Origin of the sequence: Streptomyces sp. NPDC015139, from assembly GCF_043079785.1 — a bacterium.
In the GTDB taxonomy this organism is placed as follows: Bacteria; Actinomycetota; Actinomycetes; order Streptomycetales; family Streptomycetaceae; genus Streptomyces; species Streptomyces albidocamelliae.
Window position 1 is genome coordinate 25382 of sequence record NZ_JBIBUW010000001.1, and the last position, 26044, is coordinate 51425.

Here is a 26044-nt window from a genome sequence, read left to right on the forward strand (position 1 = left end):
CGGCTTTCCCGGGATCGTACCGGTCGGGGCCTACAACTGGGCAAGCCAGTCAGCCGAGTCGGCGGCCGAAGGCCGCCTACGGGGTGTGATCTTCTTCTCGAAGAAAACACCCCGTACCCGGACAATCAGCCCTGGAATCGATACTCTTCGAGCAGTCTGCGCCCGATGATCATTTTCTGGATCTCGGCGGTGCCTTCACCGATGAGCAGCATCGGGGCCTCGCGGTAGAGGCGCTCGATCTCGTACTCCTTGGAGAAGCCGTAGCCGCCGTGGATCCGGAAGGCATCCTCCACGACCTCCTTGCAGTACTCGGAGGCGAGGTACTTCGCCATCCCTGCTTCGAGGTCGTTTCGTTCGCCGGAGTCCTTTTTGCGTGCAGCGTTCACCATCATGGCATGCGCCGCCTCCACCTTGGTGGCCATCTCCGCCAGTTTGAACTGGATGGCCTGGTGCTGGGCGATCGGCTTCCCGAAAGTGTGACGCTGCTGGGCGTACTGGACGCCCAGCTCGAAGGCACGCTGGGCGACACCGCAGCCACGGGCCGCCACATTGACGCGGCCGACCTCCACGCCGTCCATCATTTGGTAAAAACCTCGGCCGGTGACGCCGCCGAGCACCCGATCGGCCGGAATGCGCAGGCCGTCCATGATCAACTCGGTGGTGTCGACGCCCTTGTAGCCCATCTTGTCGATCTTGCCGGGGATGGTGAGGCCCGGACGGACCTCGCCGAAGCCCGGCTCCTTCTCGACCAGGAAGGTGGTCATCGACTTGTGGGGCGCGGTGCCGTCGGGGTGTCCTTCGTCACTTCGGACCAGAACGGCCACCAGGGACGACGTACCGCCGTTCGTCAGCCACATCTTCTGGCCGTTCAGGACGTACTCGTCGCCGTCCTTGACCGCCTTGGACGTGATCGCCGACACATCGGAGCCGAGGCCCGGCTCCGACATCGAGAAGGCGCCCCGGATGTCGCCGGCCGCCATCCGCGGCAGGAAGTGCTCCTTCTGCTCCTGCGTGCCGTGCTGCTTGAGCATGTACGCCACGATGAAGTGCGTGTTGATGATGCCGGACACCGACATCCAGCCACGGGCGATCTCCTCCACGCACAGCGCGTAGGTGAGGAGCGACTCGCCCAGGCCCCCGTACTCCTCGGGGATCATCAGACCGAAGAGGCCGAGTTCCTTCAGGCCGTCCACGATCGCTTGCGGGTACTCGTCGCGGTGCTCCAGCCCGGTGGCGACCGGGATGATCTCCTTGTCCACGAAGTCGCGGACGGTGGAGAGGATCTCCTGCTGGACGTCGGTCAGACCGGCGGTCTGGGCGAGACGGGCCATCTCTACTTCTCCTGCTGCTTCAGTTCGGGACGGCCCGGCTGCTCGCCGCCGCGCTCCTTGATGTACGTCTCGGTGGGCACCATGACCTTGCGGCGGAAGACGCACACCAGGGTGCCGTCCTGCTTGTAGCCCTTGGTCTCGACGTAGACGATGCCGCGGTCGTCCTTCGACTTCGACGGCCACTTGTCCAGCACGGTCGTCTGACCGTAGATCGTGTCGCCGTGGAAGGTCGGCGCCACGTGCTTGAGCGACTCGATCTCCAGGTTGGCGATCGCCTTGCCGGAGATGTCCGGCACGGACATGCCGAGCAGCAGCGAGTAGATGTAGTTGCCCACGACGACGTTCCTGCCGAAGTCCGTCGTCTTCTCCGCATAGTTGGTGTCCATGTGGAGCGGGTGGTGGTTCATGGTGAGGAGACAGAACAGGTGGTCGTCGTACTCCGTGACCGTCTTGCCCGGCCAGTGCTTGTACGTCGCCCCGACCTCGAACTCCTCGTAGGTGCGTCCGAACTGCATCGCGCTCAGGCCTCCGGGATCTCGAACTTCGACGTGCGCTGCATGCCGGCGGCCCGGCCCTTGCCGGAGATGACCAGGGCCATCTTGCGGCTGGCCTCGTCGATCATCTCGTCGCCGAGCATCGCGGAGCCCTTCTTGCCGCCCGCCTCGGACGTGTAGTAGTCGTACGCGTCCAGGATCAGCTCGGCGTGGTCGTAGTCCTCCTGCGACGGCGAGAAGATCTCGTTGGACGCCTCGACCTGGCCCGGGTGCAGCACCCACTTGCCGTCGAAGCCGAGCGCGGCGGCGCGCTGCGCGACCGCGCGGTAGCCCTCGACGTTGCGGATCTGGAGGTAGGGGCCGTCGATCGCCTGGAGGTTGTTGGCGCGGGCGGCCATCAGGATCTTCATCAGGATGTAGTGGTAGGCGTCCGCCGGGTAGCCGGGCGGCTGCTCGCCCACGACCAGCGACTTCATGTTGATGGACGCCATGAAGTCGGCCGGGCCGAAAATGATCGTCTCGACGCGCGGGGAGGCCTGCGCGATCTCGTTGACGTTGTTCAGGCCCTGCGCGTTCTCGATCTGCGCCTCGATACCGATCTTGCCGACCTCGAAGCCCATGGTCTTCTCGATCTGGGTGAGCAGCAGGTCCAGGGCGACGACCTGCTGGGCCGTCTGCACCTTCGGCAGCATGATGCAGTCGAGGTTCTGGCCGGCGCCCTCGACGACGGTCACGACGTCGCGGTACGTCCACTCGGTCGTCCAGTCGTTGACGCGCACGACCCGCGTCTTGCCCGTCCAGTCACCCTCGTTGAGGAACTTGACGATGGTGTGCCGTGCCTCCGGCTTGGCGAGCGGCGCGCACGCGTCCTCCAGGTCCAGGAAGACCTGGTCCGCCGGCAGGCCCTGCGCCTTCTCGAGGAAGCGCGGGTTCGAGCCCGGTACGGCCAGGCAGGAGCGCCGCGGGCGAAGGCGGTTGACGGTGGTCATGCGGGGACCTCCAGAGGGTCGAGCTTGTTCGCTTTCCGGATCTCGTCGACGATGCGGCCGATGATTCCGGTGATGTCGAAGTCCTTCGGGGTGAAGACGGCGGCCACTCCGGCGGCCCTGAGCTGGTCGGCGTCCCCGTTCGGGATGATGCCACCTGCGATCACCGGTATATCTGTGGCACCGGCCACACGCAGCCGCTGGAGCACGTCCGGCACCAGCTGGGCGTGCGAGCCCGAGAGGATCGACAGGCCCACGGCGTGCACGTCCTCGGCGAGTGCCGCGTCCACGATCTGCTCGGGCGTCAGCCGGATGCCCTGGTAGACCACCTCGAAGCCGGCGTCGCGGGCCCGGACGGCTATCTGCTCGGCGCCGTTGGAGTGCCCGTCCAGGCCGGGCTTGCCGACCAGGAAGCGCAACTTGCCGACGCCCAGCTCGCGGGCGGTGCCGTCCACCTTCGCGCGGACCTCGGCCAGCGCGGAGCCCGGCTCGGCGGTGACCGCCACCGGCGCCGACGACACCCCGGTGGGCGCCCGGAACTCGCCGAACACCTCCCGCAGGGCCCCGGCCCACTCACCGGTCGTGACACCGGCGCGGGCGCACTCCAGCGTGGCCTCCATCAGGTTGTCGGTGCCCTTCGCGGCCTCCTTCAGCCGGTCCAGCGCCTTGCACGGGCGCGGGTGGTTGAAGGGCGGCTGGTAGCGGGTGTCGCGCCAGTGCTGGAGGGACTCGATGACGCGGGCCTCGACCGCCGGGTCGACCGTCATGATCGCCGTGTCCAGGTCGGCCGTCAGCGGGTTCGGCTCGGTGCCCTCGAAGGCGTTGACACCGATGATCTTCTCTTCGCCGGACTCGATCCGCGCCCGCCGCTCGGCGTGCGAGGCGACCAGCTGGGACTTCAGGTAGCCGGACTCCACGGCGGCCATCGCGCCGCCCATCTCCTGGATCCGCTCGATCTCCGCGAGGGACTCCGCCACGAGGGCGTCCACCTTCGCCTCGACGACGTGCGAGCCCGCGAAGATGTCCTCGTACTCCAGCAGGTCGCTCTCGTAGGCGAGCACCTGCTGGATGCGCAGGCTCCACTGCTGGTCCCAGGGCCGGGGCAGGCCCAGCGCCTCGTTCCAGGCCGGCAGCTGCACGGCACGCGCGCGTGCGTCCTTGGAGAGGGTCACGGCCAGCATCTCGAGCACGATCCGCTGGACGTTGTTCTCCGGCTGCGCCTCGGTCAGGCCCAGGGAGTTGACCTGGACGCCGTAGCGGAAGCGCCGCTGCTTGGGGTTCTCGATGCCGTACCGCTCGTGGGTGACCTTGTCCCAGATGCGGCCGAACGCCCGCATCTTGCACATCTCCTCGACGAAGCGGACGCCCGCGTTCACGAAGAAGGAGATGCGCGCGACGACGTCGCCCATGCGCTCCTGCGGCACCTGGCCGGAGTCGCGCACCGCGTCGAGCACGGCGATCGCGGTGGACATCGCGTACGCGATCTCCTGCACCGGCGTGGCCCCGGCCTCCTGCAGGTGGTAGCTGCAGATGTTGATCGGGTTCCACTTCGGGATGTGGGAGACCGTGTACGCGATCATGTCCGTCGTCAGGCGGAGGCTCGGTCCCGGCGGGAAGACGTGCGTCCCCCGGGACAGGTACTCCTTGACGATGTCGTTCTGGGTCGTGCCCTGGAGCTTGGTGATGTCCGCGCCCTGCTCCTCGGCGACGACCTGGTAGAGCGCCAGCAGCCACATGGCGGTGGCGTTGATCGTCATCGAGGTGTTCATCTGCTCCAGGGGGATGCCCTGGAACAGCCGGCGCATGTCACCGAGGTGCGCGACGGGCACACCGACCCGGCCGACCTCGCCGCGGGCGAGGATGTGGTCGGAGTCGTAGCCGGTCTGCGTCGGCAGGTCGAACGCCACCGACAGACCGGTCTGGCCCTTGGCGAGGTTGCGCCGGTACAGCTCGTTGGACGCCTCCGCGGTCGAGTGACCCGCGTACGTCCGCATGAGCCACGGACGGTCCTTCTGACGCTCTGTCATCTAAGGCCCTCAGATGTTCCGGAAGCGGTTGATGGCGTCGATGTGCTTGGCGCGCATCTCCTCGTCGCGCACGCCCAGGCCCTCCTCGGGAGCGAGGCACAGCACGCCGACCTTGCCCTGGTGGGCGTTGCGGTGGACGTCGTGGGCGGCCTGGCCGGTGTCCTCCAGGGAGTACACCTTCGACAGCGTCGGGTGGATCTTGCCCTTGGCGATGAGGCGGTTGGCCTCCCAGGCCTCGCGGTAGTTGGCGAAGTGGGAGCCGATGATCCGCTTCAGCGACATCCACAGGTAGCGGTTGTCGTACTCGTGCATGTAGCCCGAGGTGGAGGCGCAGGTGGTGATGGTGCCGCCCTTGCGCGTGACGTAGACCGAGGCGCCGAAGGTCTCGCGGCCGGGGTGCTCGAAGACGATGTCGATGTCCTCGCCGCCGGTGAGCTCGCGGATGCGCTTGCCGAAGCGCTTCCACTCCTTCGGGTCCTGGGTCTGCTCGTCCTTCCAGAACTTGTAGCCCTCGGCGCTGCGGTCGATGATCGCGTCGGCGCCCATCGAGCGGCAGATGTCCGCCTTCTGCTCGCTGGAGACGACGCAGATCGGGTTGGCGCCGCCGGCCAGGGCGAACTGCGTGGCGTAGGAGCCGAGCCCACCGCTCGCGCCCCAGATGAGCACGTTGTCGCCCTGCTTCATGCCGGCGCCGTTGCGGGACACCAGCTGCCGGTACGCGGTGGAGTTGACCAGACCCGGGGCGGCGGCCTCCTCCCAGCTCAGGTGGCCCGGCTTCGGCATCAGCTGGTTGGACTTGACGAGCGCGACCTCGGCGAGGCCGCCGAAGTTGGTCTCGAAGCCCCAGATGCGCTGCTCGGGGTCGAGCATGGTGTCGTTGTGGCCGTCCGAGGACTCCAGCTCGACGGAGAGGCAGTGGGCGACGACCTCGTCGCCGGGCTTCCAGGCGTTGACGCCCGGGCCGGTGCGCAGGACGACGCCCGCGAGGTCGGAGCCGATGATGTGGTACGGCAGGTCGTGGCGCTTGGCCAGCTCGTTGGTGCGGCCGTAGCGCTCCAGGAACCCGAAGGTCGACAGCGGCTCGAAGATCGAGGTCCACACCGAGTTGTAGTTGACCGAGGAGGCCATGACGGCCACCAGGGCCTCGCCCGGGCCGAGCTCGGGCACGGGGACCTCGTCGAGGTGGATCGACTTGCGCGGGTCCTTGTCGCGGGTCTCGAGGCCCGCGAACATCTCGGTCTCGTCCTTGTGGACGGTGATCGCGCGGTACGACTCGGGGAGCGGCAGGGCGGCGAAGTCGGCGGACGTGGCGTCCTTCGACTGGATCGCGTCCAGGATGTCCTTCACGGTCACGGTATTGCCTCCGGCGGTGAGCGCCCTGAGGGAGGGGCGCCTTGGGATTCGTCGGTGCTGCGATGAGTGCTGCTGAGGGTGGGTGGAGATGTGCCGTCGGTTCGGCTCGGTGGTGCTTCGGCAGCGCTTTGTGGCGCGGGAGGTTGCCTGTGACGCAGGCGTCCGGGCGCGCAGGCCGTCGGCTTGCGGGGACAGCCGGCGAACGCTTGGTCTCTGCTCGCCGGCCGCCCGGACATCTTCAACGTATGACACCGCGTGTCAGGTGGCAAGGCACTGAGTGCCATGACTTGGCCTCAGATGAAATCTTTACGTAACAAATGAGCGATGATCGATCGAACGGCCTCGGAAATCTCCGCGAAAACGGCCTCTGACATGGCAAAACGGCCACCCCGAAGGGTGGCCGTCATCACAGGGCGAGCGGTCCGTCAGCGCTCCTTCAGAGCCTCCTCGATGGTCCGCATGACCTCGTCCAGCGGTGCGTCGGTCCGGGCGACGGTCACCAGCACCTCGCCGTGGGCCGACACCGAGGCCGGCGCGGTGGTCGTCGCCGTCCGGGGCGCCGAGCCGCGCCCGGCGCCGATTCCGGTGCCGAACGTCCGGCGCACGATCGCGAAGGCGTGGTCCAGCTGCGTCTCCACGTCCCCCTGGCCGCCGGCCCGCAGCCAGCGCCGGAGGACGTGGTTGTGCGCGGTGACCACGGCGGAGGCGGCCACCTCGGCGAGCAGCGGGTCGTCGTTGGCGTCGTCGGCGTGCGCGTGCTCGTCGAAGTGCCCCAGCAGATAGCGGGTGAACAGCCGCTCGTAACGGGCCACCGAGGCGATCTCGGCCTCGCGCAGGGTGGGCACCTCGCGCGTGAGCTTGTAGCGGGCGACCGAGATCTCCGGCCGGGCCGCGTACATCTTCATGACTTCCTTGATCCCGCGGCACACGGTGTCGAGCGGGTGCTCGTGCGCGGGCGCGGCGTTCAGGACCGCCTCGGCGCGGATCAGCGTGTCGTCGTGGTCCGGGAAGATCGCCTCTTCCTTGGATCGGAAGTGGCGGAAGAAGGTGCGGCGCGCGACCCCGGCGGCGGCCGCGATCTCGTCGACGGTGGTCGCCTCGTACCCCTTGGTCGCGAACAGTTCCATCGCTGCGGCCGCCAGTTCCCGGCGCATTTTCAGCCGCTGGGCGGCGGCGCGACTGCCTGCGGCACTTTCCGGCGCGTCGGGCGTGGCTGGTGTACGTGAGGACTTGGCGGGCTGGGGCATGACCCGAAAGTACTGCATGTGCGCAGCTCGGTGCGCGGGTGAGGGGGCTCCCCCGCCCGTGAGGGGCGGGGGAGCGTCCACCGGGTCGAGCAGTCCGCCCCAGTCCGCGCCGTCCGCGGCGCCGTCGAACCAGTCCCCGGCGCCGTCAGCGGCGGGCATACTCGCGGAAGCCGCGGCCCGTCTTGCGGCCGAGGCAGCCCGCGGCCACCAGGTGCTCCAGCAGCGGCGCCGGGGCGAGACCGGGGTCGCGGAACTCGCGGTGCAGCACCTTCTCGATGGCCAGCGAGACGTCCAGGCCCACCACGTCCAGCAGCTCGAACGGGCCCATCGGGTAGCCCCCGCCGAGCTTCATCGCCGCGTCGATGTCGTCCAGCGAGGCGTAGTGCTCCTGGACCATCTTGATCGCGTTGTTGAGGTACGGGAACAGCAGCGCGTTCACGATGAACCCGGCGCGATCGCCGCAGTCCACCGCGTGCTTCTTGATCTTCCCGCAGATCTCGCGGACGGTCGCGTGCACGTCGTCGGCGGTCAGGACCGTGCGGACGACCTCGACCAGCTTCATCGCCGGGGCGGGGTTGAAGAAGTGCATGCCGATCACGTCCTGCGGGCGCGAGGTGGCGCGGGCGCAGGCGACGACGGGCAGCGAGGAGGTGGTGGTGGCCAGGATCGCGCCGGGCTTGCACACCTTGTCCAGCGCCTGGAACAGCTGCCGCTTGACCTCCAGGTCCTCGGCGACCGCCTCGACGGCCAGGTCGACGCCGGCGAAGGCTTCGTAGGAGCCGGCCGGGGCGATCCGGTCCAGGATCTGCGCGGCGGCCTCGGCGGTCAGCCGGCCCTTGTCGACGGAGCGCGCGAGGGACTTGCCGATGCGGGCCTTGGCGGCCTGCGCCTTCTCCTCGCTGCGGGCGGCCAGGACCACCTCGTAGCCCGCCTTCGCGAACACCTCGGCGATGCCGGAGGCCATCGTGCCGGAGCCCGCGACACCCACCGAGCGGATCTCGCGCCCGGCGGTGAGCGTGCCGCCCGCCGCCGGGGTCAGCGCGTCCGGCACGACCGTGGCGCTGCCCGGCGCCTCGTAGGTGTAGAAACCGCGCCCGGACTTGCGGCCGGTCAGACCGGCCTCGCTGAGCTGCTTGAGGATCGGGGCGGGGGCGTGCAGCCGGTCGTGGGACTCGGCGTACATGGCCTCCAGGACCGTGCGCGCGGTGTCGATGCCGATCAGGTCCAGCAGGGCGAGCGGGCCCATGGGCAGACCGCAGCCGAGCCGCATCGCCGCGTCGATGTCCTCACGGGAGGCGTACCGGGCCTCGTACATCGCGGCCGCCTGGTTGAGGTAGCCGAAGAGCAGGCCGTCCGCGACGAAGCCGGGGCGGTCGCCGACCGCGACCGGCTCCTTGCCCAGCTCGACCGCGAGGTCCGTGACCGCGGCGACGGCCTGCGGCGCGGTCAGCACCGAGGAGACGACCTCGACCAGCTTCATCGCCGGGGCCGGGTTGAAGAAGTGCAGGCCGAGCATGCGCTCGGGGTGGGCCGAGTCCGCGGCCAGCCGGGTCACGGACAGGGCGTTGGTGCCGGTCGCGAGGATCGTCTCCGGGCGGACGATGCCGTCCAGTTCGCGGAAGATCTGCTGCTTGATCTCGTACGACTCCGGGGCCACCTCGATGACCAGGTCGGCGTCGGCCGCCGCCCGCAGGTCGGTGGAGGTGCGGACCCGGGCCAGAGCCTCGGCGCGCTCCTCCTCGGTGAGCCGGCCGCGCGCCACGGCACGGGCGGTGGAGGCCTCCAGGGCGGTGCGGGACCTGTCGGCCTGGGCCTCGCTGATGTCGATGCCGATCACCTCGCGGCCGGCCTTCACGAGGACCTCGGCGATGCCGGTGCCCATGGTGCCGAGGCCGACCACGGCGATCGTCTTGAACGGGGACGGAGAGCTGCCGGTCCGAGGGGACAGGGGAGTGGCCATCGCGGGACTCCAGAATGAGGGTGACGACGAGGAACGCCCGGGTGCGCCCGGAGGGCGCACCGCGGTGCGTGAAGGGATGCGGGTGTTTCCGGGCCGCGAGCGCACACGCCCGGTGTGCCGGTCCCACGGGCGTGCACACGCCGGGGAGCGGCTGATTCCGACCGGCTCTGTCCCGAAGCCGGGTCGTACTGCGGTACACACGGTGCACCGAACCGACAAGCTCGCGACGGCTGCGTCACCAAACCGGCGCCAGCGAGAGTGCGAGGGGTACTCGCTCGTCTGAGCTTAACCGGCGAGTAACGAGCGCGCCAGTCCCCGGACTTTGTGATGTACCTCCCTCCGCCGGCATCGCCCCTCTACGCTGGTGCGCGTGGACGAAGAGTTGCGATCGCTCACGGAACGCTTACGGCGGGAGTCGCACGGCACGGCCGGGTACGACCGGCTGCTGGCGACCGACGACCGCGACGAGCTCGCGGACGTGCTCACCGCACCCGGACAGCCCCTGTGGGCCAGGGAACTGGCCGCGTTCCGTCTCGGCCTCGCCGGCGACCGGCGCGCCTTCGAGGCCCTGGTGCTGCTCCTCAACCACCGAGACCCTCCGCGCTGCGCCTCCGCCGCCCACGCCCTCGCCCGGCTCGGCGACCCGCGCACGGCCCGGGCGGCCGCCGCCCTCGCCACCAACGAGCTCCGCGTCGCCTACGCCCTGCACCCGGTACGGCTGCTGGCGGCCCTGCGCGCCCCGGAGTCGGTGCCCGCGCTGATCACCACCCTGGAGCGGCGGCTGCGCCCGCACGACCCCTACCGGCGGGTCGCCCTCGCCTGCGTGGAGGGCCTGGGCGCGCTCGGCGACGGCCGCGCCCGGCGGGTGCTGAACGAGGCACTGGCCCACCCCGCCCTCGCGGAGGCGGCGGTGCACGCGCTCGCCCGCATCCCGCAGCAGAAGGGCGTGAGGTGACGCGCGGTCAGCCGCGCAGCTCCTTCACGTACCGCAGCTCGGGCACCGGCACGCCGCCCGCCTCGAAGGGCTCCTCGGCGCCGTCCGGCCGGAATCCGGCGCGCTCGTAGAAGCGGCGGGCCCGGGTGTTGTCCTTCAGGACCCACAGGCGCATGCGCGGGTACGCGGAGCACCGCGCGACCGCCTCCGCCAGCAGGGCCCGCCCGATCCCGCCGCCGACGTGTCCCGGGTCCAGGTAGATCGCGTACAGCTCGGCGTCCCCGTTCGGCGAGCCACCGTCGCGGTACGGCCCGTACGCCGCCCAGCCGAGGATCTCGCCGGCCCGCTCGGCGACCAGGTTCCCCACGGGCCCGGTCCCCTCGGCGAACCGGGCCCGCCGCCGCTCGGCGTCCGCCGCGACGTCGAGGCCGGCGAGGTACGTCTCGGGTATGAGGCCGCGGTAGGCGTGCTGCCAGCCGCGTATGCGGATCTCGGAGACGCGCTCGCAGTCGGCGAGGGCCATCGGGCGGATGCGGGTCGGGGTGCCGTCCATGACGGCACCCTAGGCAATGAACTCCCGGGAGTGCCCGCGGATTGAGCCCCCCCTCAGGAGCCCACCACCGCGAACGCCTCGATCTCCATCAGGAACTCCGGCGCCACCAGACCCGCCACCTGCACGGCGGAGGACGCCGGCAGGCGGTCGTCGGGTATGTGCGCGGCGCGCGCCGCCCGGATCGCCGGCAGATGCGCCCGGTCCCTGACGAAGTACGTCAGCTTCACGACGTCCTCGAAGCCGGCCCCCGCGGCGGCCAGACAGCGCCGCAGGTTCTCGAACACCTGGCGGGCCTGTGCCGCCGGATCGTCCTTGCCGACCAGGTGGCCGTCCTCGTCCAGGGCGAGCTGTCCGGAGACGGCGACGAAGCGGCCGGTCGCCGAGACCACGTGGCTGTACTGGGCCGCGGGGGCGACCCCGGCGGGGGCGGAGATCCGGGTCGGTTCACTCATCTCTCCATGGTGGACCACCCCACTGACAACGCCCCCGCCCGGCCGGGCCGTCAGCGGCGGAACCCCAGCAGCCCGTGCAGGGCCGAACCGCGGGACGACACCGACGCCGCCTTCGCGGTGAGCGGCTTGGGGTCGGGCGACTTCGGGCAGACCGCGTCGGCCGCGTCCGTCGTGCCGGTGCCGTGCGGCAGCGTGCCGTCGGCCAGGTACGCGGCGAGATACCCGTCGAGGCAGGCGTTGCCGCTCAGCGTGATGCCGTGGTTGCCGCCGCCGTCCTCGACCACCAGGCGGGAGCCGGCCAGCAGCCGGTGGACCCGCGTACCGCCCGGATAAGGGGTGGCCGCGTCCCGCGTCGCCTGGAACAGCAGCGCGGGCGGCAGCTCGGTGTTGGCGATGTCCACCGGCTTCAGCGCCGCCGTCGGCCAGAACGCGCAGGGTGCGTTGTACCAGGCGTTGTTCCAGGCCATGAAGGGAGCCTTGCCGTACACCGCCCAGGTGTCCGCGCTCCACCGGCTCCACGTGCGCCGCCAGGAGGTGTCACGGCACTGCACGGCCGTGTAGACGCTGTAGCCGTTGTCGCCCGAGCCGTCCACGGTGGCGAAGTTGTCGTACGCCTCCACCAGCGGCCCGGTCCTGCCGTCGTGGACGTAGGCCACGAACGCCTCGGCGAGGTAGGGCCAGTAGCCGTCGTAGTAGCCGCCCGGAATGAAGGTGTCCTCCAGCTCGGAGGCGCCGACCCGGCCCTCGGCCGGGGTCCGCGCCAGGGCCGCCCGCATCGCGTACCACTGCGCCTCGACCTTCGCCGGGTCCGTGCCCAGCTTGTACCTGGCGTCGTACTTGGCGATCCACGCCATCAGCGCCCGGTGGCGGTCGTCGAAGGCGTAGTCCTGGCCCAGGTTGTCGTCGTACCAGACGCCGGACGGGTCGACGATCGAGTCCAGCACCAGACGCCGGACCCGCTCGGGGTACAGCTTGGCGTAGACCGCGCCGAGGTAGGTGCCGTACGAGTAGCCGAAGTAGTTGATCCGCTCCGCGCCGAGGGCCCGGCGGATGGCCTCCATGTCCTGGACGGCGCTGACCGTGTTGACGTACGGCAGCACGTCGGCGTACTTGCGGCCGCAGGCGGCCGCGAAGGACTTCGCGCGCTCCACGTTCGCCTGTTCCAGCGCGGGCGTGGCGGGGACGGTGTCCGGGCGCACCGGCTTGAAGTGGCCCGGCACGCAGTCCAGGGCGGGGGTGCTGCGGCCGACCCCGCGCGGGTCGAAACCGATCACGTCGTACTGGGCCGCCACGGCCTTGGGCAGCGTCGAGGCGACGAACCCGGCGAGGGTCAGCCCGCTGCCGCCGGGGCCGCCCGGGTTGACCAGCAGGGGGCCCTGGGAGGTCTTCGCGGTGTGCGGGACACGGGACAGGGCGAGGGTGATCTGCCGGCCGGACGGCTGCGCGTGGTCCAGCGGCACCGTCAGGGACGCGCACTGGAGCGTCGGGTAGTCGTTGGTCGCGCACTTCTTCCAGACGGGTTCCGCGGCCGGAGCGGCCGGTGCCGCCGGCGCGGTCCGGGCCGCGTGGGCGGGGACGGCCGCGACCGAGCCCGCCAGCACGGCTGCGGCTGCGCACAGCACGGCTGCGCGTGTTCTCATGGGTCCTCCCGGGACGGAGGTGTCGGCGAGCCGTGAGGATCACGGTTCTCGCCGGATCGTCCCGGAATCGGCCACCCGGAGAACGCGTCGCGGCCATAGTTGACCCGGATGGGCCGAGGGATGCCCTCGAACGCTCTCAGATGAGGGTGAGTTGGGTCGGCTCGGACATGTCCCGCGGCTCCGGCTCCACCGGGCGGATCCGCCGGGCCAGGCCCGCGCGCGTGGGCCCGATGCCGTACTCCCGCGCCAGCTCGTGCACCTGACGGGTGATCCGGCGCTGGTACCACTTGGGCGCGTAGGCGCCGTCCGCGTACAGCCGCTCGTAGCGGCGCACCAGGTGCGGGTGGTGGCGGCCGAGCCAGGCCATGAACCACTCCCGGGCGCCCGGCCGCAGGTGCAGCGCCAGAGGTGTGACGGAGGTGGCCCCGGCCGCCGCTATCGCCCGTACCGTCGCCCGCAGTTGGGCCGGGTCGTCGCTCAGGAACGGGATCACCGGTGCCATCAGGACCCCGCAGCCGATGCCGTGCTCCCCGAGGGTGCGCACGACGTCCAGCCGGCGCTCCGGCGCCGGGGTGCCGGGTTCCACCGTGCGCCACAGCCCGGTGTCGAGGAAGCCGACGGAGACCGAGACGCCGATGTCGGTCACCTCGGCCGCCCGGGTCAGCAGCTCCAGGTCGCGCAGGATCAGGGTGCCCTTGGTGAGGATCGAGAACGGGTTCGCGTGCTCGGTGAGGGCGGAGATGATGCCCGGCATCAGCCGGTAGCGGCCCTCGGCGCGCTGGTAGCAGTCCACGTTCGTGCCCATCGCCACGTGATCGCCCGTCCAGCGGCGGGAGCCGAGCTGACGGCGCAGCACGTCGGGCGCGTTCACCTTGACCACGATCTGGGTGTCGAAGCCGACTCCGGTGTCCAGGTCCAGGTAGCTGTGCGTCTTGCGCGCGAAGCAGTAGACGCACGCGTGCGAGCAGCCCCGGTAGGGATTGACCGTCCACTCGAACGGCATGCGCGAGGCGCCCGGCACCCGGTTCAGCACGGAGCGGGCCCGGACCTCGTGGAAGGTGATCCCGCGGAACTCGGGGGTGTCGAACGTCCGGGTGGTGACGGCCTCCGCGCCGAACAGCGCGGGATCGGCCGCCCGGCCGTGCTCGGCGGGCTCCCCGGACTCCACGGTGAGGTTCTCCCAGCGCATGACGCCTCCTCGGTAGGACTGCACCCACAATAGAACATCTGTTCCCATGATCGTGCGCCCCCCGATTTGGGCGGCCGGGCGCCGGGGTGGTTGGCTTGCCCCAACCGGCGAGCACACAGGTCCTGGAGGAACGCAATGGCGCAGGTCGAGGCCACTACGGAGCGGGTCGTCGCGGCGGACGCGGAGAAGGTGTTCGACGCCCTGGCCGACTACCGCGGCACGCGGCAGCGGCTGCTGCCCGAGCACTTCAGCGAGTACGAGGTGCGCGAGGGCGGCGACGGCGAGGGCACCCTCGTCCACTGGAAGCTCCAGGCCACCAGCAAGAGGGTGCGCGACTGCCTCCTGGAGGTCGGCGAGCCCACCGACGGCGAGCTGGTCGAGAAGGACCGCAACTCCTCCATGGTCACCACCTGGCGGGTCACCCCCGCCGGCGAGGGCAGCTCCCGCGTCGTCGTCACCACCACCTGGAAGGGCGCCGGCGGCATCGGCGGCTTCTTCGAGAGGACCTTCGCGCCCAAGGGTCTCGGCCGCATCTACGACGCCGTGCTCGCCAACCTCGCCGCCGAGGTCGAGAAGTAGCGCCAAGCCCCCACCGGTGGAGGGGCGTTGCGCCCCTTCACCGGTTCGAGTGGATCTCCGCCACCTCCACGGCGGTGCCGTAACTCGCCGCAGTTGTTCGCAGTTGTCGCCTTACGCGGGAATTGTGACAGGTGCGACGAGGGAGCGGTACGTGGGCGGGTCGACTCTGGTGAAGCACGAGCCGGTCGCGGCACCGGACGCCGGGGAGGCGATCCGGGCGGCCGAGGGTCCCGAGGGGGCCGCGGGTGCCGGAGGGACCGCCGCCGTCACCGCCGCGCCCCCACCCGCCGCGACCATGGCCGAACTCGGGCCGCGCCGCGTGCGGCTGGTGTTCGTCGGGCTGATGCTCGCGTTGCTGCTCGCGGCACTGGACCAGATGATCGTCGCCACCGCGCTGCCGAAGATCGTCGGCGAACTGCACGGCCTGGACAGGATGTCCTGGGCGATCACCGCCTATCTGCTCACCTCCACCATCGGCCTGCCGCTGTACGGCAAGCTCGGCGACCTGGTCGGCCGCAAGGGCGTCTTCCAGTTCGCCATCGCCGTCTTCGTCGTCGGCTCCGCGCTCGCCGGCCGGGCGCAGAGCATGGACCAGCTGATCGCCTTCCGCGCCGTCCAGGGCGTGGGCGCGGGCGGGCTCATGATCGGCGTGCAGGCGATCATCGCCGACATCGTGCCGCCCCGCGAACGCGGCCGGTACATGGGCCTGATCGGCGCCGCCTTCGGCCTCGCCTCCGTCGCCGGACCGCTCCTCGGCGGCTACTTCACCGACCACCTCTCCTGGCGCTGGTGCTTCTACGTCAACGTCCCCTTCGGCCTGGTCACCCTCGCCGTCGTCACCGTCGTCCTCAAGCTCCCCAGGCCCGCGGTGCGCGGACGGCTCGACGTGCCCGGCGCGCTGCTGCTCGCAGCCGCCTCCACCTGCCTGGTCCTGCTCACCAGTTGGGGCGGCACCGAGTACGCGTGGGACTCCCGGCAGATCCTCGGCCTGGCGGCCGGCGCGGTCGCCGCCGTCGCCCTCTTCCTCGTCGCCGAGCGCTTCGCGGCCGAACCCCTCATCCCGCTGCGGCTGTTCCGCGACTCCGTCTTCAACGTCAGCGGCCTGGTGGGCCTCGTCATCGGCGTGGCCCTCTTCGGCGCGGCCAGCTATCTGCCGACCTTCCTGCAGATGGTGGACGGGGCCAGCGCCACCGGCTCCGGGCTGCTCATGCTGCCCATGATGGCCGGGATCGTCGGCGCCTCGATCATCGGCGGGCAGCTCATCAGCCGCACCGGCCGCTACAAGATCTTCCCCGTGCTCGGCGGCGCCGTCTCCGCCACCGGCATGTGGCTGCTGTCCCGGCTGGAGACCGACACGCCCCGGCTGCACTACAGCATCTGGATGGCCGTCCTCGGCGCCGGCATCGGCCTGGTGATGCCCGTCCTGGTGCTCGCCGTGCAGAACTCCGTGCGCCCCGCCGACCTCGGCACCGCCACCAGCGCCAACAACTACTTCCGGCAGATCGGCGGCAGCGTCGGCGCGGCCGTCTTCGGCACCCTCTTCGCCGACCGGCTCACCGACTCCCTGCGCAGGGAACTGCCCCCGCGGGCGGGCGCCGGGCTGCCCGACGCCGACTCCCTCACCCCGCAGCTCGTCCACGCGCTGCCGCCGGCCCTGCGCGACGCCTACATCCGCGCCTACGCCGACGCGATGCCCCGGATCTTCCTCTACCTGGTCCCGGTGCTCGCCCTCGGCCTGCTCATCGCCTTCTTCCTCAAGGAGAAACCCCTGGTGTCCCACCACACCGCCGAAACCGAGCCCGAGACCCTGAGCGCCGGCGCCCCGATCCCGACGGCCCGCACCCCCCACACCGCGGGCGTCCCCGTCTGCGGCACCGTGCAGCACCCCGACGGCACCGTGGTGCCCCGCGCCGCCCTCACCCTCATCGACGTCGCCGGACAGCAGATCGGCCGGGGCGCGAGCGGCGAGGACGGCCGGTACGCGCTCGGCACCCCCGGTTCCGGGGCGTACGTGCTGATCGCCGCCGCCGGCGGTCACCAGCCGCAGGCCGTCTCCGTCACCGTCGGCGAACGGCCCGTCGAACTCGACGTCGTCCTCGGTGGCGCCGGGCGACTGGCCGGCAGCGTGCTCACCGCCGACGGCAGCCCCGTGCGGGACGCCACCGTCACACTGACCAACGTCCACGGCGAGGTCGTCGCCGCCACCCGCAGCGGCCGGGAGGGCGGCTACGTCATCACCGAACTGGTCGCCGGCGAGTACACCCTGGCCGCCAGCGCCCCCGCCTTCCGGCCCGCCGCGCTGCCCGTCACCGTGCAGGCCTCCCGGGAGACCCGGCAGGACGTCGAACTCGCGGGCGGCGCCGTGCTGAAGGGGACCGTGCGGGCCCACGGCGGCCGCGCGGTGGAGGACGCGCGCGTGACGCTCCTCGACGCCGCGGGCAACGTCGTCGACACCCTCACCACCGGAGCCGACGGAACGTTCCGGTTCGTGGATCTCTCCTCCGGCGAGTACACCGTCATCGCCGCAGGTTACCCGCCGGTCGCCACGGTGCTGCAGGTCGCGGGCGGTGGCCGCACGGAACGGGACCTGCAACTGGGGCACGAGGACTGAGCGGCGCACGGGGCCGCGCGCCGGTGCGATCGGGCGCCACCAATTCCCGGATTGCCACACATCGCCACCGGCCGTCGCCTTACCGTAGTGGCGGGCGGCACAGATCGTTTGCGAACAGCCGTGGGGAGAGAGGGCCTGGGCCATGGACCGTGGCAGCGAGCGGGACACAGCTCCCGAGCGCGACACCGGCGACACGGCGGCCGGCCGGATTCCGCTGGCCGTGGTCGTCGTCGACCGTGACGGCCTCGTCTCCCACTGGAGCAGCGGGGCGCGGCGCCTGTTCGGTGTGGGCCGGGAGGACGCGGTCGGGCGCTCCGCGGCCGACCTGCTGCCGGTCTCCGGCGCCCTCGCCGACGACCTGCACGGCGAGCCGATGCCGGACGCCTACGACGAGTACGACGCCCTCGGTCCCGACCTGGAGTCCTCGCTCGGCGGCCGGACCTCGTACGCCACGGCGGGCCGCGCCCGCCTCGTCCCGTACGGGCAGCCGGCGGACGGTGAGCGGCTCGACGTGCTCTGGTGGGCCTACCCGCTGGTCGGGCCGGGCTCCTTCCGGCTGCTGGTGCTCGCCGCGGACGCCACCCGGCTCCGCGAGGAGCGGGGCTACGACGACGAGACCGCCGAACGCATCTCGCCCGGCTTCGCCCGCCACACCGAACTGCCCGCCTTCGACGAGCTCGAACGGCGGCTGCCCGAGATCCTGCCCAACATGGGGCCGGGGCTCAGCGGCCGCATCGTCTCCCAGGTCCTCGAACTGGGCTACCCCGTCCTGGAGTTCAGCCAGTACGACCGGGTGCCCGTGACGCCGTACTGGGGTGTGCCCCGCCGTGCGGGACGCGCCCGCGTCGAGGCCGTCGTGCCGCGGGAGCGGGCGGCGGCCGCCCCGGTCCCGGCCGGAGCCGAGCTGGACCTGGAGTACGCCGCCGTCCGCGAGCGGCTGGAGTTCCTCAACGAGGTCAGCTCCGGCATCGGCACCTCCCTCGACCTCGGCGAGACCATCCGCGAGGTGACCAGCGCCGCCGTCCCCCGTTTCGCGGACTTCGCGGGCACCCACCTGCGCGCCGCGGTCCTGGCGGGCGAGGGCTTCCCGGACGGACCGCCCGACGCGAGCACCGTGATGTTCCGCGTCTGGGTCGAGCACAACGACGAACCGGGCCGCTGGGACGACACCGTGCCGGTCGGCGAGGCCTTCGCCTTCCCCGAGCACACCCCGTTCTACAAGTGCATGGTCACCGGCGAGCCCGTCGTCGTCCCGAGGGTCACCGAGGAGCTGTCCGAGCGCATCTCCGGGGAGTTCGAGAAGCGCGACCTCAGGCCGCTCATCGGCGGCCGCTCCCTGCTGATCGTCCCGCTCAAGGCACGCAACGTCGTCCTCGGCTTCATGGTGCTGATGCGCCGCCCGGACCGCCCCGCCTTCGACGACATGGACCGCACCACCGGCGCCGAACTCGCCGCCCGCGCCGGCCTCGTGCTCGACAACGCCCGCATGTACACGTACCAGGAGAACGTCGCCGACACCCTCCAGGACAGCATGCTGCCGCAGGTGAACCCGCGGATGGCCGGGTGCGACGTCGCCACCCGATACCTGCCCGGCACCCGGCTCGGCCGGATCGGCGGCGACTGGTTCGACACCATCAAACTGCCCGGTTCGCGCACCGCCCTCGTGGTCGGCGACGTCATGGGCCACGGCCTGAACTCGGCGGCGATGATGGGCCAGTTGCGCACCGCCGTACAGACCATGGCGACCATGGAGACCCCGCCGGCCCAGCTGCTGCGCAACCTCGACGACCTGGCTCGCCGGCTCGGCGAGAACTACCTCGCCACCTGCCTGTACGCGGTCTACGACCCGATCTGCGGTGAGCTGACCCTCGCCAACGCGGGCCACATCCCGCCGGTCCTGGTCCGCGCCGAGGACGGCAGCAGCGAACTGCTCGACCTGCCCACCGGTGCGCCGATAGGCGTCGGTGGCGTCCCCTTCGAGGCCGTCCGTATCCGGGTCGCCCCCGGCGACCGCCTGGTGCTGTGCACCGACGGCCTGGTCGAGGTGCGCGGCTCCGACATCGGCGAGGGTCTCGCCGCGCTCTGCGAGTCCGCCGCGCACCCGGCCGCCTCGATGGACGACGCGTGCGACACCATCATCCGCGCCCTCAACACGCGCGGCGGGCGCAAGGACGACGTCGCCCTGCTCATGGCCCGCCTCAACGGCATTCCCGACGATCACGTCGCCGAATGGCGGTTCGACGCCGAGCCGCTCGCGGTGCCCCGGGCCCGCCGCCTGGTGCGCGAACGGCTCCTCACGTGGGGCCTGTCCCATGCGGTGGAGACGGCCGAGCTGCTGGTCAGCGAGGTCGTCACCAACGCCGTACGGCACGCGCAGGGCGACCGGATCGGGTTGCGCGTGGTCCGCACCGACGCGCTGCTGTTCGAGGTCACCGACGACGAGCCCGCCCTGCCCGCCATGCTGAGTGCCGGCCCTCTCGACGAGTCCGGTCGCGGACTGCGGGTGGTCAGCCGGCTCGCCCGGGAGTGGGGTGCCAGCACCAGCGGACACCGCAAGACCGTCTGGTTCGAGCAGACCCTCACCGGCAACCGCTGAACAGGGGGCGTGCGGCACCCCGTTGCACGCCCTCCGCTCCACTGGATCCCGTACATCCGGTGAACGTGGCCCCCCACCCCTTGCCCGATGGGACAGCGACGCGATATCCCGATCACGGAACCGACCGTGGGGAGAGGGCATGAACGTCTCGGACAACTATCGCAACGCGTGGGAGAGTTACTGGAGCCAGACCTCCGAGGGCCGGGGCGAGGCGATCTGGGACGCCGATCCCTCCCTCAGCGCCGAACCCCACAGCGCCCTCCTCCTGCCGCACGCCGACCCCGCCCGCACCATCGTCGACCTCGGCTGCGGCAACGGCACCCAGACCCGCTACCTGGCCACCCGGTTCGCGCGCGCCGTGGGCGTCGACCTCTCGCACGCCGCCGTCGAGCACGCCCGCCGCGCCGAGAGCGCCGGCACCGTCGAGTTCCAGCAGCTCGACCTCACCGACACCGGCGCCGTCCGCGCCCTGCACGAGCGGCTCGGCGACAGCAACGTCTACATGCGGGCCGTCATCCACCAGAGCGAACCGGCCGCGCGCCCCGCGGTCGCCGCCGCCGTCGCCGAGATCATCGGCGCCGAGGGCCGTGCGTTCGTCGTCGAGCTCACCTCCGGCTCCCGGGACGTGCTCAAGCGCGCCGCGTCCGATCCGGGCGGCCCGGGTCCCAAGCTCCAGCGCGTCTTCCACCACGGGCTCAAGCCCGCCGACGCCGACGACGCGGAGATCCCCCGGCTGCTGACCGAGGCCGGCCTGAAGATCCTCGCCGAGGGCGAGACCGCCCTGCCGCAGACCGAGAACCTGGCGGACGGCACCCGTATCGACCTGCCGGCCCACTGGTTCGTCCTCGCCGGCGCCTGACCCGGCCCCACGCCCGGACCGGCGCCGGGTGTGCGCCGGGGAAAGCGCCTCTCCGGCCGCTGCCGCCCCACCGGTTCGCTGTCGTACCGCCCCTCCACCGGCGGCGGGCACCTCGGAATCCGGGCCCGGCACGGCAGCGGCCGGCGGCGGTCGTTTCGCGAGGTCGGGGTCGTAGCCTGGGCGCCCGTCGGCGCGTAACGTGACGCAGCATGAAGATCCTCATCAGTGCCGACATGGAGGGGGCCACGGGCGTCACCTGGCCGGCCGACGTGCTGCCGGGGACGCCGCAGTGGGAGCGGTGCCGGTCGATGTTCACCTCCGACGTGAACGCCGCCGCGCAGGGATTCTTCGACGGCGGCGCCGACGAGGTGCTCGTCAACGAGGCCCACTGGTCCATGCGCAACCTGCTCCTGGAGCGACTCGACGAGCGGGTCGAGATGCTCACGGGGCGGCACAAGTCGCTGTCCATGGTGGAGGGCGTCCAGCACGGCGACGTGGACGGCATCGCCTTCGTCGGCTACCACGCGGGCGCCGGCATGGACGGCGTCCTCGCCCACACCTATCTGGCGAACCAGCTGACCGGGGTCTGGCTGGACGACGTCCGCGCCAGCGAGGGCCTGCTCAACGCGCACGTCGTCGCCGAGTACGGCGTCCCCGTCGTGCTCGTCACCGGCGACGACGTGGCCTGCGAGGACGCGCTCGGCTACGCGCCCGAAGCGCTGAAGGTCGCCGTGAAGGACCATGTGTCGCGGTACGCGGCCGTGTGCCGCACCCCGGCCCGCACCGCGGCCGACATCCGGGCCGCCGCCAAGGAGGCCGCACGGCTGGCGGTCCGCGCCGAACCCGTGCACGCCGGGCCGCACACGATCGCCCTGGAGTTCGACGCGGAGCACCTGGCGATGGCCGCGACCGTCGTCCCCGGCGTCGCCCGGACCGGGGAGCGGAAGGTGGCCTACACCAGCGCCGGGATGTACGAGGGCATCAGGACGTTCAAGGCGGTCACCACGATCGTCTCTGCCGCCGTGGAGGAGCAGTATGGCTGACCAGCAGGCCCTGGACGAGGTCGTGCAGTTCACCTCAGGCCTGATCAGGATCGACACCACCAACCGGGGCGGCGGGGACTGCCGGGAGCGGCCCGCCGCCGAGTACGCGGCCGAGCGGCTTTCCGGGGCCGGTCTGGAACCGCTGATGCTGGAGCGGACCCCGGGCCGGACCAATGTCGTCGCCCGGGTCGCCGGCACCGACCCGTCCGCCGACGCGCTGCTGGTCCACGGCCACCTGGACGTCGTCCCGGCCGAGGCCGCCGACTGGAGCGTGCCGCCCTTCTCCGGCGAGGTCCGCGACGGGGTGGTGTGGGGCCGGGGCGCCGTCGACATGAAGAACATGGACGCGATGATCCTGGCCGTCCTGAGGTCCTGGGCCCGGCAGGGCGTACGGCCCCGCCGGGACCTCGTCATCGCGTTCACCGCCGACGAGGAGGCCAGCGCCGAGGACGGCTCCGGATTTCTCGCCGACCGGCATCCGGAGCTGTTCGAGGGCTGCACCGAGGGCATCAGCGAGTCCGGCGCGTTCACCTTCCACGACGGCGCCGGGCGGCAGATCTACCCCATCGCGGCGGGGGAGCGGGGCACCGGCTGGCTCAAGCTCACCGCCCGCGGCCGGGCCGGGCACGGCTCCAAGGTCAACAACGAGAACGCGGTCACCCGGCTCGCCGCCGCCGTCACCCGCCTCGGCGAGCACGAGTGGCCGCTCCGGCTGACCCCGACCGTGCGCGCCGCGCTCGCCGAACTGGCCACGCTGTACGGCATCGAGCCGGACTTCACCGACGTGGACCGGCTGCTGGAGAAGCTCGGCCCGGCCGGGAAGCTGGTCGAGGCCACCGTCCGCAACAGCGCCAACCCGACCATGCTGGAAGCCGGTTACAAGCTGAACGTCATCCCGGGCGAGGCGGTCGCCTTCGTCGACGGCCGCTATCTGGCGGGCGCCGAGGACGAGTTCCGCGCCACCCTCGACCGGCTGGTCGGCCCGGACGTGAGCTGGGAGTTCGCGCACCGCGAGGTGGCCCTGCAGGCCCCCGTGGACTCGCCGACCTTCGCGAGGATGCGGGCCGCCGTCGAGGAGTTCGCGCCCGAGGGGCACGTGGTGCCGTACTGCATGTCCGGCGGTACGGACGCCAAGCAGTTCTCGCGGCTCGGCATCACCGGGTACGGTTTCGCCCCGCTGAAGCTGCCCGAGGGACTCGACTACCAGGCGCTGTTCCACGGGGTCGACGAACGGGTGCCCGTGACGGCGCTGCACTTCGGTGTGCAGGTGCTCGACCGCTTCCTGCGGACGGCGTAGACGATGGGGGACGAGGTGCTCAAGTCACCGTACGGATCGTGGCCTTCGCCCGTGGACGCGGCGCTGGCCGCCGCGCACGACGGCCGGCCGGACTGGGTGGGGGTCGTCGGCGACGAGATCTGGTGGACCGAACCCCGGCCCGCCGAGGGCGGCCGCCGGGCACTGGTGCGGCGGCGGGCCGACGGCGGCGAGGAGCCGGTGCTGCCCGCGCCGTGGAACGTGCGCAGCCGGGTCATCGAGTACGGCGGCCGCCCCTGGTCCGGGGCGGTGCGCGACGGCCGGCCGCTCGCCGTGTTCACGCACTTCGCCGACCAGCGGCTGTACCTCTTCGAGCCGGGCGGCGAGCCGCGCCCGCTGACCCCCCTCTCCCCGGTGGGCGGCGGACTGCGCTGGGTCGAGCCGCAGATCCACCTCGAACGCGGCGAAGTGTGGTGCGTGCTGGAGGAGTTCACCGGCGAGGGACCCGACGACGTGCGGCGCGTCCTCGCCGCCGTACCGCTCGACGGCTCCGCCGCCGACGACCGTGGCGCCGTACGCGAACTCACCCCCGAACGGCAGCGGTTCGTCACCGGGGCCAAGCTGTCGCCCGACGGCCGGCGGGCCGCCTGGCTCACCTGGGACCACCCCCGGATGCCCTGGGACGGCACGGAGCTGCTCGTCGCGGAGGTCGCCGACGACGGCACCCTGCGCGACGCGCGCACCGTCGCGGGCGGGCCCCGGGAAGCGGTCGCCCAGGTCGAATGGGACGCGGACGGCAGGCTCCTGTACGCGAGCGACCGCAGCGGCTGGTGGAACCTCTACCGCGACGGCACCGCGCTGTGCCCGCGCGAGGAGGAGTTCGGCGGCGCGCTCTGGCAGCTCGGCCTGCGCTGGTTCGCACCGCTGGACAGCGGGCTGATCGCGGTCGTGCACGGCAAGGGCGCGACGATACTCGGGATACTCGACCCCGAGACCGGCGAACTCGTCGACGCCGCCGGACCCTGGACCGAGTTCACCGCCGGCCTCACCGCGCACGGGGAGCGGGTCGTCGCCGTCGGCGCCAGCCCGCGTACCGCCTACGAGGTGATCGAGCTGGACACCAGGAGCGGACGCGCCCGCCCGGTCGGCGCCCCGCACGAGGACCCCGTCGACCCCGCGTACTACCCCGAACCGCAGATCCGGGTCTTCACCGGGCCGGACGGGCGCGAGGTGCATGCCCACGTCTACCCGCCGCACCACCCCGAACGGACCGCACCCGACGGCGAGCTGCCGCCGTACGTCATCTGGGCGCACGGCGGCCCCACCAGCCGCGTCCCGCTCGTACTGGACCTGGAGATCGCCTACTTCACCTCCCGGGGCATCGGCGTCGCCGAGGTGAACTACGGCGGCTCCACCGGCTACGGCCGGGCCTACCGCGAGCGGCTGCGCGAACAGTGGGGCGTGGTCGACGTCGAGGACTGCGCGGCCGTCGCCCGTGCCCTCGCCGACGAGGGCACCGCCGACCCCGCCCGCCTCGCGATCCGGGGCGGCAGCGCGGGCGGCTGGACCACCGCCTCCTCCCTGACCACCACCGACCTGTACGCCTGCGGCACCATCCTCTACCCGGTCCTGGACCTGGCCACCTGGGGGCCGGGGGAGACCCACGACTTCGAGTCCCGCTACCTGGAGTCGCTGATCGGCCCGCTCGCCGAGGTGCCGGCCCGCTACGCCGAACGCTCGCCGACCGCGCACGCCGACCGGATCGGCGTCCCGTTCCTGCTGCTCCAGGGCCTCGACGACGTCATCTGCCCGCCCGCCCAGTGCGAACGCCTCCTCGCCCGCATCGACGGCCGGGGCGTACCGCACGCCTACCTCACCTTCGCCGGGGAGGGCCACGGGTTCCGTCGGGCCGAGACCATGATCCGCGCCCTGGAGGCGGAACTGTCCCTGTACGCCCAGGTGTTCGGGCTGACGCCGACCCCCGAGGTCCCGAAGGTGGGCTTGCGCACGTGAGAGAACTGCTGCGGCCCGCCCGGCTCGCCCCCGGCGCCCGGGTGGCCGTCGTCGCCCCCAGCGGGCCGGTGCCCGAGGAGCGGCTCCAGGCCGGGCTCGACGTGCTGCGCGGCTGGGACCTCGACCCGGTCGTCGCACCCCATGTCCTGGACCGGCACCGCGAGTTCGGCTACCTGGCGGGCACGGACGCCGACCGGGCCGCCGACTTCCAGCACGCGTGGTGCGACCCCGCCGTGGACGCGGTGCTGTGCGCCCGCGGCGGGTACGGGGTGCAGCGCATGGTCGACCTGCTCGACTGGGAGGCGATGCGCGCGGCCGGGCCCAAGGTCTTCGTCGGCTTCAGCGACATCACCGTCCTGCACGAGGCCTTCGCCACCCGCCTGGGACTCGCCACGCTGCACGGGCCGATGGCGGCCGGTGTCGACTTCGTCAAGAACACCCGGGCCCAGGAGCACCTGCGGGCCACGCTCTTCGCCCCGGAGACCGTGCGCACCATCGCGTCCGGCGGCACGGCCCTGGTACCCGGCCGGGCCCGGGGCGTCACCCTCGGCGGATGCCTGTGCCTGCTCGCCGCGGAACTCGGCACCCCGCACGCCCGCGCCTCGGCGGCCGGCGGACTGCTGTGCCTGGAGGACGTGGGCGAGGAGACGTACCGGCTGGACCGGTACCTCACCCAGCTCCTGCGCGCGGGCTGGCTGGACGGCGTCCGCGGGGTCCTGCTCGGCTCCTGGGAGAACTGCGCCGACCACACGGAGGTGCGCCCCCTGCTGGCCGACCGGCTCGGCGCGCTCGGGGTGCCGGTGGTGGAGGACTTCGGCTTCGGCCACTGCGCGGGTGCCCTGACGATCCCCTTCGGGGCGACGGCGGAACTGGACGCCGACGCCGCCACGCTGACCCTGGACCGGCCCGCCCTGCGCTGAGC

20 protein-coding genes are annotated in these 26044 nt (G+C 71.9%); 9 read left to right on the forward strand and 11 right to left on the reverse strand.

Features of this window, described 5'->3' with window-relative positions; genetic code table 11:
- Nucleotides 1–125: 125 nt before the first annotated feature.
- From ACF08B_RS00130 to ACF08B_RS00160, 7 genes are all read right to left on the reverse strand, one after another.
- Complete coding sequence (locus ACF08B_RS00130) at nt 126–1331, reverse strand: acyl-CoA dehydrogenase family protein (RefSeq protein ID WP_093473409.1); 1206 nt, start codon at nt 1329–1331, stop codon at nt 126–128.
- A 2-nt stretch (nt 1332–1333) separates the two neighbouring features.
- A complete protein-coding gene (locus ACF08B_RS00135) occupies nt 1334–1846 on the reverse strand; it encodes a MaoC family dehydratase (RefSeq protein ID WP_123440216.1) in 513 nt (170 codons plus the stop codon).
- Nucleotides 1847–1851: 5 nt separating this feature from the next.
- On the reverse strand, nt 1852–2814 hold the full coding sequence (locus tag ACF08B_RS00140) for a CoA ester lyase (RefSeq protein WP_161291613.1): 963 nt from the start codon (nt 2812–2814) through the stop codon (nt 1852–1854).
- Complete coding sequence (locus ACF08B_RS00145; protein ID WP_392315281.1) at nt 2811–4838, reverse strand: protein meaA; 2028 nt, start codon at nt 4836–4838, stop codon at nt 2811–2813. The genes ACF08B_RS00140 and ACF08B_RS00145 overlap by 4 nt, the downstream gene beginning before the upstream one ends.
- 9 nt (nt 4839–4847) lie before the next feature.
- Nucleotides 4848–6185, reverse strand: coding sequence for a crotonyl-CoA carboxylase/reductase (ccrA, locus tag ACF08B_RS00150; RefSeq protein ID WP_392316006.1), 1338 nt, complete (start codon nt 6183–6185; stop codon nt 4848–4850).
- A gap of 431 nt (nt 6186–6616) precedes the next feature.
- Nucleotides 6617–7438: a TetR family transcriptional regulator gene (locus ACF08B_RS00155; RefSeq protein WP_392315282.1), complete on the reverse strand. Its 822-nt coding sequence runs from the start codon at nt 7436–7438 to the stop codon at nt 6617–6619.
- 145 nt (nt 7439–7583) lie between these two features.
- Entirely contained in the window at nt 7584–9398 is a 1815-nt protein-coding gene (locus ACF08B_RS00160) for a 3-hydroxyacyl-CoA dehydrogenase family protein (protein WP_392315283.1), read from the reverse strand.
- Between the two features lie 370 nt (nt 9399–9768).
- Here ACF08B_RS00160 and ACF08B_RS00165 point away from each other — a divergent pair, with 370 nt between their 5' ends.
- Complete coding sequence (locus ACF08B_RS00165; protein WP_392315284.1) at nt 9769–10353, forward strand: adenylosuccinate lyase; 585 nt, start codon at nt 9769–9771, stop codon at nt 10351–10353.
- A gap of 7 nt (nt 10354–10360) precedes the next feature.
- On the opposite strand, the gene ACF08B_RS00170 is transcribed toward ACF08B_RS00165, so the two are convergent.
- The 4 genes from ACF08B_RS00170 to ACF08B_RS00185 form a co-directional block, all read right to left on the reverse strand.
- Nucleotides 10361–10885: a GNAT family N-acetyltransferase gene (locus ACF08B_RS00170; protein WP_392315285.1), complete on the reverse strand. Its 525-nt coding sequence runs from the start codon at nt 10883–10885 to the stop codon at nt 10361–10363.
- 53 nt (nt 10886–10938) lie between these two features.
- A complete protein-coding gene (locus ACF08B_RS00175; RefSeq protein ID WP_392315286.1) occupies nt 10939–11337 on the reverse strand; it encodes a RidA family protein in 399 nt (132 codons plus the stop codon).
- Nucleotides 11338–11387: 50 nt separating this feature from the next.
- Nucleotides 11388–12977, reverse strand: a complete 1590-nt coding sequence (locus tag ACF08B_RS00180) for an alpha/beta hydrolase (RefSeq protein ID WP_392315287.1) — start codon at nt 12975–12977, stop codon at nt 11388–11390.
- Between the two features lie 136 nt (nt 12978–13113).
- Nucleotides 13114–14166 carry an Rv2578c family radical SAM protein gene (locus ACF08B_RS00185; RefSeq protein WP_392315288.1) on the reverse strand — a complete coding sequence of 351 codons (1053 nt, stop codon included), beginning with the start codon at nt 14164–14166 and terminating at the stop codon, nt 13114–13116.
- Between the two features lie 135 nt (nt 14167–14301).
- Between ACF08B_RS00185 and ACF08B_RS00190 the strand changes: the two genes are divergently transcribed.
- The 8 genes from ACF08B_RS00190 (at nt 14302) to ACF08B_RS00225 (ending at nt 26042) form a co-directional block, all read left to right on the forward strand.
- On the forward strand, nt 14302–14745 hold the full coding sequence (locus tag ACF08B_RS00190; RefSeq protein ID WP_392315289.1) for an SRPBCC family protein: 444 nt from the start codon (nt 14302–14304) through the stop codon (nt 14743–14745).
- Between the two features lie 151 nt (nt 14746–14896).
- Nucleotides 14897–17356, forward strand: coding sequence for an MFS transporter (locus ACF08B_RS00195; RefSeq protein WP_392315290.1), 2460 nt, complete (start codon nt 14897–14899; stop codon nt 17354–17356).
- A 142-nt stretch (nt 17357–17498) separates the two neighbouring features.
- Nucleotides 17499–19952 carry a SpoIIE family protein phosphatase gene (locus tag ACF08B_RS00200; protein WP_392315291.1) on the forward strand — a complete coding sequence of 818 codons (2454 nt, stop codon included), beginning with the start codon at nt 17499–17501 and terminating at the stop codon, nt 19950–19952.
- A 139-nt stretch (nt 19953–20091) separates the two neighbouring features.
- The gene (locus ACF08B_RS00205) at nt 20092–20811 is read left to right on the forward strand and encodes a class I SAM-dependent methyltransferase (protein WP_392315292.1); all 720 of its coding nucleotides are present in this window, start codon (nt 20092–20094) and stop codon (nt 20809–20811) included.
- 209 nt (nt 20812–21020) lie between these two features.
- The gene (locus tag ACF08B_RS00210; RefSeq protein WP_392315293.1) at nt 21021–21854 is read left to right on the forward strand and encodes a M55 family metallopeptidase; all 834 of its coding nucleotides are present in this window, start codon (nt 21021–21023) and stop codon (nt 21852–21854) included.
- Nucleotides 21847–23151 carry a M20/M25/M40 family metallo-hydrolase gene (locus ACF08B_RS00215; RefSeq protein ID WP_392315294.1) on the forward strand — a complete coding sequence of 435 codons (1305 nt, stop codon included), beginning with the start codon at nt 21847–21849 and terminating at the stop codon, nt 23149–23151. The genes ACF08B_RS00210 and ACF08B_RS00215 overlap by 8 nt, the downstream gene beginning before the upstream one ends.
- A gap of 3 nt (nt 23152–23154) precedes the next feature.
- The gene (locus tag ACF08B_RS00220; RefSeq protein WP_392315295.1) at nt 23155–25122 is read left to right on the forward strand and encodes a prolyl oligopeptidase family serine peptidase; all 1968 of its coding nucleotides are present in this window, start codon (nt 23155–23157) and stop codon (nt 25120–25122) included.
- Nucleotides 25119–26042, forward strand: coding sequence for an LD-carboxypeptidase (locus ACF08B_RS00225; RefSeq protein ID WP_392315296.1), 924 nt, complete (start codon nt 25119–25121; stop codon nt 26040–26042). The genes ACF08B_RS00220 and ACF08B_RS00225 overlap by 4 nt, the downstream gene beginning before the upstream one ends.
- Nucleotides 26043–26044 lie beyond the last annotated feature (2 nt).